The 12340-nt window shown below is 44.8% G+C and carries 8 protein-coding genes; 4 read left to right on the top strand and 4 right to left on the bottom strand.

Going from position 1 to position 12340, the window contains the following annotated elements; all coding sequences use genetic code 11:
- Positions 1–70 precede the first annotated feature (70 nt).
- Positions 71–1492 carry a DASH family cryptochrome gene (locus tag U5K35_RS08585; RefSeq protein ID WP_322571047.1) on the bottom strand — a complete coding sequence of 474 codons (1422 nt, stop codon included), beginning with the start codon at positions 1490–1492 and terminating at the stop codon, positions 71–73.
- Between the two features lie 158 nt (positions 1493–1650).
- On the opposite strand from U5K35_RS08585, the gene U5K35_RS08580 reads away from it, so the two are divergent.
- The 3 genes from U5K35_RS08580 to U5K35_RS08570 all read left to right on the top strand — a co-directional run bounded on the left by U5K35_RS08580 (position 1651) and on the right by U5K35_RS08570 (position 5559).
- On the top strand, positions 1651–2886 hold the full coding sequence (locus U5K35_RS08580; protein ID WP_322571046.1) for a hypothetical protein: 1236 nt from the start codon (positions 1651–1653) through the stop codon (positions 2884–2886).
- A gap of 137 nt (positions 2887–3023) precedes the next feature.
- Complete coding sequence (locus U5K35_RS08575; RefSeq protein ID WP_322571045.1) at positions 3024–4646, top strand: BCCT family transporter; 1623 nt, start codon at positions 3024–3026, stop codon at positions 4644–4646.
- Between the two features lie 7 nt (positions 4647–4653).
- Positions 4654–5559: a universal stress protein gene (locus tag U5K35_RS08570; RefSeq protein ID WP_322571044.1), complete on the top strand. Its 906-nt coding sequence runs from the start codon at positions 4654–4656 to the stop codon at positions 5557–5559.
- Between the two features lie 86 nt (positions 5560–5645).
- Here U5K35_RS08570 and U5K35_RS08565 read toward each other — a convergent pair whose 3' ends face one another.
- A complete protein-coding gene (locus U5K35_RS08565; protein ID WP_322571043.1) occupies positions 5646–6929 on the bottom strand; it encodes an amidohydrolase family protein in 1284 nt (427 codons plus the stop codon).
- 35 nt (positions 6930–6964) lie between these two features.
- Positions 6965–8635, bottom strand: coding sequence for a M1 family metallopeptidase (locus U5K35_RS08560; protein ID WP_322571042.1), 1671 nt, complete (start codon positions 8633–8635; stop codon positions 6965–6967).
- 284 nt (positions 8636–8919) lie between these two features.
- Here U5K35_RS08560 and hisS point away from each other — a divergent pair, with 284 nt between their 5' ends.
- On the top strand, positions 8920–10176 hold the full coding sequence (gene hisS, locus U5K35_RS08555; protein ID WP_322571041.1) for a histidine--tRNA ligase: 1257 nt from the start codon (positions 8920–8922) through the stop codon (positions 10174–10176).
- Positions 10177–10395: 219 nt separating this feature from the next.
- On the opposite strand, the gene U5K35_RS08550 is transcribed toward hisS, so the two are convergent.
- A complete protein-coding gene (locus U5K35_RS08550) occupies positions 10396–12195 on the bottom strand; it encodes a SulP family inorganic anion transporter (protein ID WP_322571040.1) in 1800 nt (599 codons plus the stop codon).
- Between the last annotated feature and the right edge of the window lie 145 nt (positions 12196–12340).

Raw genomic sequence — 12340 nt, 5'->3', positions numbered from 1 at the left:
AGTAAGTTTTCAGGAAAACATATTCAAGTTAAAAGACTAAGTGTAAGTTATTGATCTTACAGGATGTGATTTACCCCCGCTTCTTAATCTCCTCATAGCTCGCTTCCAGATCAATCATGGGCTTGGGATAATCCTCCCCGAGTATACACTCATTCAGCTTTTGCTGATCCTCACTCATCTTCCACGGCTCATGGACAAACTCATCCGGCACATATTGCAGCTCCGGCAGCCAGTGGCGGACATACTCCCCATCAGAGTCGTATTTTTGTGCCTGACCCACAATGTTGAAATACCGGTTTCGGGGATCGTGTCCCACGGTTGAATTATACGCCCAGTTTCCCCAGTTGCTGCACACATCATAATCGAGCAGCTGAGACTCAAACCAGGCGGCACCCCAGCGCCAGTCAAAATTGAGATTCTGTGCCAGAAAGCTCGCCACATTTTGCCGGCCGCGATTGCTCATATATCCGGTCAGCTTCAGCTCCCGCATATTCGCATCAATAAAAGGAATCCCGGTTTCTCCCTCTTTCCATTTTTCGAATAGAGTATCATCCGTTTGTTTGTCCAGGTCTTTCTCCTGAATGCCGCCCAGCTTAAAGATCTTAGCTCCGTGTTTCCGTGCTGAGTATCGGAAATAGTCCCGCCAGATCAGCTCAAACTTCATCCAATACGTGGATACATTTTTATGTACTTCTTTCTCATATTTCTCAACCTGATCATGAATCGATCGTGCCGAGATAGATCCATTGGCCAGCCACGGAGAAAACTTGGATGAAAAATCTGCCCCCAACAGACCATTTCGTTTAAATTTATAATTTCGAAGCTCGTCACTTTCAAAAAAGTAATGATTCAGACGCTTCCAAGCCTCATCCTCTCCTCCCTTAAAATTGAGTACGGCTCGGTCATCCGGGGCTTTATTCTCTAAACCCAAATCATTCAAATCCGGTATTTCACCCGGTTTATTGATGTCAACGAAGTCCACCTTTTCAGGAACAGGCAGAGGTTTTCGAACCTCACCTTTCTTCTCCACTTTTTTTCTGAACTGCGTGAACACACCGGGAATATTATCCAGCGAAAACGGCAAATCGTCGGGATGATACATTTCATGTCCCCAATAACCTTCACTACGTATTTCTACTGAGTTTTGAACACTATCTTCTACCAGGATCTCTTCCGGCGTAACTTCTCTATGGTAGTAAAGCTGATCTATTTCAAGCTCTTCAACCAAATCAGGAATAATCTCTTCAGGCTTTCCGAATCTGACCATTAATTCTCCTCCCACCTCTCTTAGTTTTTTCCGCAGCGTTTGAATGGATTCAATTAAAAACTGAGCTCGTAAAGAATCCGTTTTCCTAAACCCATAATCCAATTCCTTGAACTGTCTGGGGTCGAAGCAGTAAAGTGCAGCTACTCGGCCTTCCTCTGACGCTCGCACAAATGGCTCGTGATCTTCGATTCTGAGATCATTTCTGTACCATATAAGGGTATTCATTAGTTCGATTTAAGGTTTAAAAATAATTGTAAACGATCATTGAACAATACTTTAGCTGTAAACAATTCCAAAAGCCCTAAATAATTGGAATTATACAACATCAATTCCCTTTCTTTAAGTATAACTGACCAAAACAAATACTAACTAAACAATTACACATGAGAGGTTTATATAAACTGATTACAACTTTTTTGATAGGTGTTATTTTCACCTTATTCACCGGATTGCTTTTTCTTGCGGAAGCGCAATCTGATGATGAATCATCGCTACACGTAGGTGGCGCTCTTCGGTATAATATGCTGCTTACCAGCTATGAGAGTGACATAGATGCTCAAAGCTCTCAATTCACGATGGATACCTGGAGAGTTAATGTCTTATACGATAACCCAGGCGGAATTGGATTAAATTTCGAATACAGATTCTATCCTACATTCGGAACGCATTTTATAAAGCAGGGTTGGTTGGAATACAATTTCACCGAACAGACTCAAATGCAGCTTGGTGTAACGCAGGTACCGTTTGGTAATCTGCAGTACAACTCAAACAACTGGTGGTTCAGCCTTCCCTACTATGTTGGCCTCGAGGATGATCACGATATGGGTGTGAAGTTCACCAAGACTACAAATAACATGCAGTGGGATTTTGCCTATTTTTTCCAAGCCGATCCTGAGGGACCCGTTGGCGGTACCGGCAATTTTGGAAGCGGTGGTTCCGGACGTTATGCGTATGACGTAGTACCCGGTGGAAATGCTTCACTTACTGAAAGAAACCAATTTAATGTTCGGGGAGCCTATCAGCTTGATAATGGCGAAGTGGGTGCATCCATTCAATATGGACAACTCTACAACTCGGCCCGTGATGAAATGGACAGTCAATATGCATTTGCCGTACATGCCGACTATAACATGGGTAATATCAACATCAAACCTCAGTTTCTTTACTACGGTATGGATGTAGCTGATAACTCAGGAACCGATCTTAGCACGGTATATATGGGAGCCTATGGAATTCCGTACGAGGTATCCACGGATGCATGGATTGCTACTCTGGGACTATCTTACTCCTATGATGTAGATTGGGGACCGATCACCAATCTCAACTTCTATAACGACTTCAGTTATATGAGTAACACTACCGGTGAAGGAACGACTACAAGAGCAACAGGTGATAATTTAACATTGGATGACAATTTTGAACACACCATTCAAAATATCACCGGATTTCTGGTTTCAGCCGGACCCGTATTCACCTATTTCGATATAGCACAGGGAGTCAATCAACCCTGGCTGACGGATAGCTTTGGCGTGGGTGTTGGACCCGGTCACGAGGATCTCGGACTGGGAGAATCCGAGTATAATATCCGATTTAATATCAATATCGGATTCTACTTCTAATCCACAGATTAAATCACTATCCTGACTGTGTTTAGCGGCTGATCCATTTGAAGATGTGATCATATCTTCTTCAAACGCTCAAAATTTCTATTATCGGCCGCTGAGCACTTTAACTTTAAATAATAGGTGAAATACGTATGGCATTACGAGGACAAGATGACAGACCGGAGTCAAAAAAAACCGGTATTAATCGATATTTTGATATACATAAACCTGTATTTTGGCCATCTGTAATATTGATTACACTTCTAATTGCCGGAACCTTAATTGCAGGTGAGGCGGCCGAAAATACATTCAGCGCTATTCAATCAGGTATTACAGAATGGGCGAGTTGGCTATTTGTGATAGCCGTAAACATCTTCATTGGTTTCGCACTCTACTTCGCATTTAGCAAGTATGGAAATATTCGGTTGGGTGGCGAAGATGCCGAGCCGGATTTTAGCACTATGGAATGGTTTGCCATGTTATTTAGTGCCGGAATGGGGATAGGACTTATGTTCTTTTCAGTAGCTGAGCCAATGTGGCACCTTCTCTATCCGCCGCACGCCGAAGCTGGAACTGTTGAAGCGACTCGCGATGCTATGGGAGTTACTTTTCTGCATTGGGGTCTTCACGCATGGGCAGTTTATGCTATCGTGGCACTTGCACTCGCTTTCTTTGCTTTTAACAGAAAACTACCCCTCTCTTTTCGATCGGTCTTTTATCCATTATTAGGCGATCGCATTAACGGGTGGATTGGGGATGTTATTGACGTTTTAGCAGTTCTGGCCACACTATTTGGCTTAGCTACCTCACTTGGTCTTGGAGCTTCGCAAGCAGGAGCCGGTATGGAGTATGTGTTTGGGCTTGAAAATACAACTATGCTTCAAGTCATAATCATTGTCGGTGTAACAGCAATTGCTACAATTTCTGTTGTACTTGGTATTGACAAGGGAGTTAAAGTTTTGAGTGAGTTCAACATCCGTATTGCAGGTCTCTTTCTACTTTTTATCCTTGTTGTTGGTCCGACATTCTTTATACTTAGCTCCTTTATTCAAAATTTGGGACATTACGCACAAAACTTCCCATCTTTTGCATTTTGGACCCAGTCTTATGAAGAGGGTTCTTTTATGTCTTCCTGGACCGTTTTCTATTGGGCCTGGTGGATTTCATGGTCACCCTACGTGGGAATGTTTATTGCCCGTATTTCGAGGGGACGAACTGTAAAGCAGTTTGTACTCGGCGTATTGATTGTGCCGACTCTTATCACATTCCTGTGGATGAGTGCTTTCGGCGGAAGTGCGATTTTTCTTGAAACAAACGGACTTGCTGAAATTGCATCAGCAGTTGAGGCGGATCAAACAACATCACTATTTATTTTGCTTGACCAGTTCCCATGGGCGACTATTACATCCTTCCTTGCCATTATCCTTGTAATGAGTTTCTTTGTTACTTCATCTGACTCAGGCTCATTAGTTATTGATGGATTAACAAGTGGCGGTAAACTGGATGCTCCGGTAGGTCAGAGAATTTTCTGGGCTTCCACTGAGGGAGTTGTCGCTGCCGTACTGTTGGTTGGTGGCGGACTTACAGCACTGCAGGCTGGTGCTATAAGTACCGGTCTTCCATTTGTAATTGTTCTGCTTGTGATGTGCTACAGTTTACAACAAGGCCTGCAACAAGAACATGAGGATCTGCAGCGCAAAGATCGCGATAAAGAGCGGAAATCCTACAGGGATCTTGTAATGAACGCTATTCAAAAACAAAGACAATCGAAGTGAGGACATTATGATTAATTCAAAACACTGGCTGGCATGCCTCGATCTGTCCGATATGGATGAAGTATTGATCGGGTACACGGCATTTTTAACATCCGTTGTAAAACCTAAAACCATCACCTTTTTCCACACGATCGAATCCGGCCCAACTGCCTTGGAAATTGTGGAGCAGTTCCCGGAATTGGAGACTGAAGAGGAGTTTCTGGACTTAATCCGGAATGAACTTAAGGAAAAAGTGAGTGGCCATTTTGATGATAATTCTATTGAAATTAGAATTGTTATCAAACAAGGTAAACCTACAGATCAGATTATCGATGTGACCAATTCCCTGGAGCCCGACCTGATTCTGATGGGTAAAAAAATTGGATATACAGGTGAAGGCGTCATTCCTAAGAGAATTTTGAGATATGTCTCGGCATCCGTTCTCTTTGTTCCGGAAAACAGCCGGTACAACATGGAGAAAGTTCTGGTACCCGTCGACTTCTCAGAAGAGTCTGCTAAATCTATTCAGACTGCCTCAGGACTTGTAAACAGCGAGAACGTAACTGCACAACATATTTACAGATATCGTGCACAATTTTTCCCATACTCACTTTCTGAAGAAGAAAAAAGAGAGATGGATCAAAAAGTTGAGAAGAAGATGCAGAAGTTTAAGAACGATAACGGTATCTCAGATAAGATTAAATTTGAACTTACACTGCACAGAAAAGGCAAGATTGCAGATGAGGTGTACAGTCAGGTTGTGGGAGATCAAATTGATTTCATCATCATCTCATTGAAATCTAAAACGTTAAACAGCCTGGTCAGTCACGATTTTACAGATAAGATCGTAGATTACGCTTTTGGTGTGCCCCTTCTGGTTCAGAAGAACCAGGAAAAACATCGTAAATTTCTGAAATCACTTTTTGGTGATTAAGACAAACATTCGATCAACTAAAAAAGAAAAGCCCGGTTTTATCGCCGGGCTTTTTCTATTTCATATGATAATTTAAAAACTCAGATCTACTCGTTTTTGTACACTACTCCCTTCTTCATAACAAATTGCACACTTTCCAATATTGTAATATCTGTTAGGGGATTTCCATCCACAGCGATCAAATCCGCAAGCTTGCCGGATTCCACGCTGCCTATTTGATCTTCGAGACCTAAAACAACAGATGCGGTTTGAGTTGCACTTAATAATGCCTCAGCCTCCGGCATTCCCACTTCTACCATATAGCCAAACTCCTTGGCATTGTCTCCGTGATAAAACACGCCGGCATCCGTTCCAAATGCAATCTTGACTCCAAATTTATACGCTTCACCGAATGTATTTTGGATAAGCGGACCAATTTCCCTGGCCTTTGGCACTACAAGCGGCGGATAGTAACCCTCCACTTCCGCTTTTTCGGCAACAAATTTACCGGCAGTAATCGTAGGCACGTAGTAGGTGCCATTATCAACCATTGCCTGCATCACTTCCTCATCCATGTAGGTACCATGCTCAATGGTATGTACTCCGGCTTTGACCGCCCGAAGCATACCCTCTTTTCCGTGAGCGTGAGCCGCAACGTGCATATCGTAGTCGCGCGCGGTTTCAATGATCGCTTCCAGCTCATCATCCATAAACTGTGGGTTTTGCCCTGATTTGGCCACACTCAATACGCCGCCGGTTGCCGTAATTTTGATATGATCCACACCCAGCTTGTAGTTCTGACGAACCGCCTCGCGCGCTTCAGCCACACCGTTCACCACACCCGATTCCGGTCCGGGATTACCCATCAGATCTCTCTTAAAGCTGTTGGTTGGATCGGCATGTCCGCCGGTTGTAGCCAACGATTTACCAACGCTAATCACTCGCGGGCCATCAACATAACCTGCCGCAATCGCATCCCTCAATGAGGTGTTTACGCCTGAACCGCCCAGGTCACGAACCGTTGTAAATCCGGCCATCAGAGTTCGCTTTGCATAAACCGCTGACTCAAACGCCACATCCTCGGGATTTTTCGTAAATCTGTCGAGGTAGTTATTCGGTCCGGTCTCATTTTCCAGGTGGACATGGAGATCAATCAATCCGGGCAATACGGTTTTATCACTCAGGTCAATCAGATTACTCTGCGAATCTGGTTCCAAAAATCCGGACTGAACATCTACAATAGAGTCTCCATCCACTATAATCGTAACATTTGAACGAAGCTCTTCACCGGTTCCGTCAAATAAAGCTCCGGCATGAATATAGGTTTGCTGAGCTTGCAAAGCTGTTGCAAAACCCATGATCAGCATCAATAAAATCAGGCGTAATTTCATAGTATTTTGATTTAAAGTTTTGGGTATCATTTTATTTAAAGTTCTTTCAGTATCCAATTGTTCGGGTCAACCTCAAGACTTGCGCTTTCGGGTATCTCAAATGAGATCCGATTATTTTCAGGTACCAGCGTTATCAACTCACTATTTACACGAACCTCTACAGGCATCGGGAAATTCATCTTCCCGGGGACACTCCACTCCATCACTACCTGATGGCCGGCTCGCGTTATATTTAAATCCGGCAGTTCTGCATGGCGCAAATAAGCTTCAAACAGCCAATCCAGTTCCATCCCACTGATATCCTGTGCAAGATACATCAAATCATCCGTTGTGGCGTAGCGAACCTGCGCACCGGTTGTAACACTTTCCATCTCCTCGGTTGGATAGGCAAATCGCCTTAAAATTTGAAAAAAATGATCATCTCCCACAACATACCGCAGCGTATGCATAAACCATGCTCCTTTGTAATAGACATCCCCGCCGCGCTCTCCTTCTCTGATATCCTGCGACGTCATCGACTCCCTCGGAGCGACTGCTCGTTCGGATGAAATTCGTGTTCGCAGAAAGTCCATCATCTTCCTGTAAGACTCCTCACCATTCAGATGTTCAGCATAGAGCGGCTGCATGTAGGTCCCTATCCCCTCATGGATCCAGAAATCGCGCCAGTCCCAAACCGAAACCAGGTTCCCCCACCACTCGTGAGCAAGCTCATGCTGGTGCAGGTCGTCGAACCCGGCATTTTGTCCGAACAGGTTGTCATTTTCAAAATTTGCTCCGTAAGCTATAATGGTTTGGTGCTCCATTCCCAGGTACGGTGCATGGGCTACTCCATATTTATCAGCCCTGAACGGATACGGCCCCGCAACCTCTTCCAAAAACCGGATCTGCTCTGCAAACTGCGGAAAGAGTTCCTCACCCTGTTCCCTGAACTCAGGCAGAATCCAGAATGTGATCTCCATCTCATCGCCGGAAGTGCTTATGTACGTTTCGCTGATGGTTTCATATGGAGCCGCATTTACCGTCACATTGTAGTTGTTGATTGGGCTTGATACGAACCAGTGTGAGGTTTTCCACCCGTCGCCATGATCCGTCTCACCCCGGGACCGGCCGTTTGATGCAACCACCAGATTTTCAGGCATCATGAAGTTAATGGCAACGGAATCCGCTTTGTCCGTCGGATGATCTTTATTCGGCCACCATACCCACGCTCCGATCGATTGAACCGCAACACCTACCCATGGCTCTCCGGATGGTGTTCGATCCCAGACCAATCCACCATCCCAGGGTGGGTTTTCTCCCACTATCGGTCTTCCCGAATATTCCACTTCAAGCGACGTGTTGTGACCCGGCTGCAGGGTTTCCGGGAAATAGATGTTGAACGTCTTGGAGTTTTCAAATCTCTCTATCCGTACTGACCGCTCTTTCTCGTCACCGATCCAGCTTACCGTTTCAATATCCAGCCGCGGATCCAGGTCAAGAGCAATCACGTTTGTGGGATGAACCACATCAAAATGGATTCCGACGCTTCCCGATACGGTGCTGTCTGCCGGATTCAGTTTCAGATTCAGATCATAAAAGTGTACATCATAGGATGATTTCTCCGGCGGCAGTTCTCCACCTGATTCGTATACAAGTTCCCGGTCTTGAGCGTAACCATTCAAAAATATCAGAGAGAAAAGAATTGAGAGTATAAACGTTTTGAACATAATGTAAGTGTTGAATTTTCCTTATTGGCAAAATAGAAAATTTCAGCTTAGTCGCTATGGTCAATTATCAATCCACACTAATTTCTCGCAGAGATACGCAGAAAAATTTCGCTGATTCTCGCAGAAAATCTGCGTAAATCCGCGGTTAACTCTGCGAGAAAAAAATTGCTAGCTTTTGATTTTACCTTTCCACCTTAAACTTCAAATATCAATCTTACTATCTTTGCCAAATCAATCTTATCTTTGAACCGAAATAATAAAAACACTGTAAACGCGACTGAAGAATGGCGCAACCGAAATACACCACACACCTGGGAATGGTGGATATCCTTCCCGATGATGTTCGAAAATGGCAATATCTAGAAAACCTGATCCGTGAGGAAGCTGAGAAGTTCAATCTGGAAGAAATTCGAACTCCCATTATGGAGCAGACCGAGCTGATCGTAAGGGGATTGGGCCAGCTCACCGATATCGTATCCAAAGAGATCTTTTCATTCAGCCGCGGTGAAGATAACTATGTTCTTCGCCCGGAATTGACGGCTCCTGTGGTTCGGTCGTACGTAGAAAACCATCTCGATCAGCGTGGCGGTTCACAAAAGCTTTACTACATCGGTCCGATGTTTCGTGCCGAGCGTCCTCAAAAAGGGCGTCAGCGACAGTTTCACCAGTTTGGCGCTGAGGTAATTGGCAGTGACGATCCGGTGGCTGATGTGGAGGTGATCGCCTTTATGATTCACATCTACAATAAAGTGGGCATCAAGAATACGACGCTCAAGCTGAACTCCATCGGAGATCCGGAAAGTCGCGAGAAGTATAAAGAGGCTCTAAAATCACACCTGAAACCCAATTTTGATAAGCTAAGTGAGGTCTCTCAAAAAAGGTATGAAAATAACCCGCTTCGTATCCTGGATTCCAAAGAAGAGGAGGATCAGCCCTTTATTGAATCAGCGCCGGTAATTACAGACTACCTAAGCGAGGAATCTCTTGCACACTACAATAAGGTAAAAGAATACCTGCAGGATCTTGATATAGAGTTCGAGGAAGACCCTTACCTTGTTCGCGGAATGGACTACTACACACAAACGGCATTTGAATTGATCAGTCCGGATTTAGGTGCACAGGACGCATTGGCCGGCGGTGGCCGGTACGATCTGCTTGTGGAGGAGATTGGCGGACAACCCACACCTGCCGTCGGTTTTGCGGCCGGAATGGAGCGTCTCATGATCGCGTGTGAAGAGCTGGATATTCAGCTCGGCACTGCCAAAGAGGTGGATGTTTATGTGGTTACCCTGGGTGATGAAGCCCGAAAGTGGGGACTGAAACAGCTCCCATTGCTGCGTTCCAACAATCTCTCAGCTACCATGGATTACATGGGACGATCCATGAAAGCTCAGATGAAAGACGCCAACCGCGAAAATGCCCGCTATACTTTGATCGTTGGAAGTAACGAATTGAAGGAAGGCAAGTTTACACTCCGCAACATGAAAGAGAGTGAAGAGCAATCTCTATCCCTTGAAGAGATTATTGAAAAGCTTAAATAACGTGAGTTCGAGATAAAAACTTTGAATTTGGATGTGAAAAGTCCCCTCCTTTTGCAAGGAGGGGATTTAGGGGAGGTTCAAAAAAATCTGATGCCTAGTTTCTAACCATAAACCTTTCGCAATGAATGAAAACCACTCCCAACTCCTCCTTGTGAATGAGGGGAGGCTTTTGTTCAAATTATTATGTCGAACTGAGCTTAAATAGAATTATATCAGAAATCAGTCCGTATCACTGAGATAGTCTTTCAGGCGATGCGGCTTTTCTGAAGTACCATTTTCTCCATTTTTCTCATCTTCGCTTTCTTTCTCTTCTTCCTCACGATCCCATTTTTCAAGCAGATAGGTAATGGCATCATGGGTGCTCTCGTGAAAATGAGTTCCGCCCAGTTTTCTGGCCAAACCCGATCTGGTAAGTAATTTTTGAACCGGGGATTTCAAACCTGCAAAATGGAGCTCAATGTCCCACTCCTCCAAGGTCTCTCTTACGGATTGCAGGATTTCAATTGCCGTAGTATCGATATCGTTAATACTTTTGGCATCAATCACAACAGCCCGAATCTGTTTATTCTGTTCACCGCTGTGATCAATTATAAAATCCTTGATGTAGTCGGCATTGCTGAATTCCAGAGAGGAATCAAACCGGAGAATCAGCAGCTCATCAATAGGCTGAGCTTTTTTATTCCTTTCCACATCCCTGAACGTACGTGAGCCTTCAATATGACCCAGAACAGCAACATTCGGCCGGCTGGTTCTATAGAGAACTGAGAAGAGAGATGCCCCGATACCCAGTAAAATTCCCTCCTGAATACCGATTATGAGCGTGCATAAAAAAGTGAATATTGCAATGTAGGCTTCTGAACGCTTGGTTTTAAACAGGTAGCGCAGCTCGCTCAGATCCAGCAGTGAGATGGTTGCCGCAATAATTACCGCCGCCAAAGCCGGCATCGGCACAAAGTAGAAGAGCGGAGTTAAAAAGAGAAGTGTCAGCCCAATGATAATTGCCGTTACCACATTAGACAGTGGAGTTCGGGTACCGGCCTGATCGCTCACCGCCGTCCTCGAAAAACTTCCCGATATTGGCGGACTCTGGAAAAAGCTTCCTACAAAATTGGCCATTCCAAGCGCGAAGAACTCTTTGTTGGGATCGATCGGATATTTGTACTTATTCCCAAACGTTTTACCGAGCGACATAATCGCCATCAACTGAATGAGTACCAGCGTAGTAACTGTCGGTAGCAGCAGTCGTATATCCTCCCTGGTAAATTCATGCAGCTCAAAAGACGGAAGTCCGGCGGGGACAACGCCAATCACATCAATATTGAAGCGTTCCAGGTTAAAAAACCAGACTGCAACTCCACCGCCGGCAATCAGCAAAAGAGCCCGTGGAAAGAGCGGATTGATTTTTTGCAGAACGAAAAGCAGAACCAGTCCGCCTGCCCCGATTGCCAGCGCCACCGGGTTAATCATCTCTATCTGATCGATGATCTGCATGGCAAGCACTCCCACATACTGCGTGCGCTCAAGTTCAATACCCATCAGATTTCCCATCTGACTGAACCCGATAATAATCGGAGCCGCAACCATAAAACCGTAAATAACGGGTTTGGATAGCAGATTCACCAGGAAACCCATTCGAAAAAGCGACATAGCGATATGAACCAGTCCGACAAGCATTGTGAGCAGCAAGACGGCTGTGACATATTTATCTGTCCCCGGCGCAGCCACCATCGATGCACCCGACGCGATAATAATCATGTCGGTGGCTACAATTCCCAGTGCCAGGTGACGGGAGGTTCCAAATAGCGGGTAGATCAGGAGAGGTATCAGTGAGCCATAAAGACCGTAAATTGGAGAAAGTCCGGCAATAACGGCATATGCCATTGCCTGCGGTATTTCAATAACACCAACCGTTGCTCCGGATTTCAGATCTCCCGCTAAATCTTTTTTAGTGTAATTCGGCAGCCAGTCAAGGATGTTCAACTGGTTTTTAATCCAGGTGAGGATTGCCGTCGCTTTCATTGATTATTGCTCAGATTTTTAGGTAGTCAGCAATTTAATTTCAACTGTAAAAGTAACTTATCAAACATCAAGAGTCCAACACTTAAGCCATCGTAACAGAGAAACCATACAGATTTAGACTAAACTCAGCTACAGCAATATGCCA

Source organism: Rhodohalobacter sp., from assembly GCF_034521535.1.
Taxonomy (GTDB): Bacteria; Bacteroidota; Rhodothermia; order Balneolales; family Balneolaceae; genus Rhodohalobacter.
Note: the sequence above shows the minus strand (reverse complement) of the source record. Positions and strands in the feature narration are given on the sequence as shown.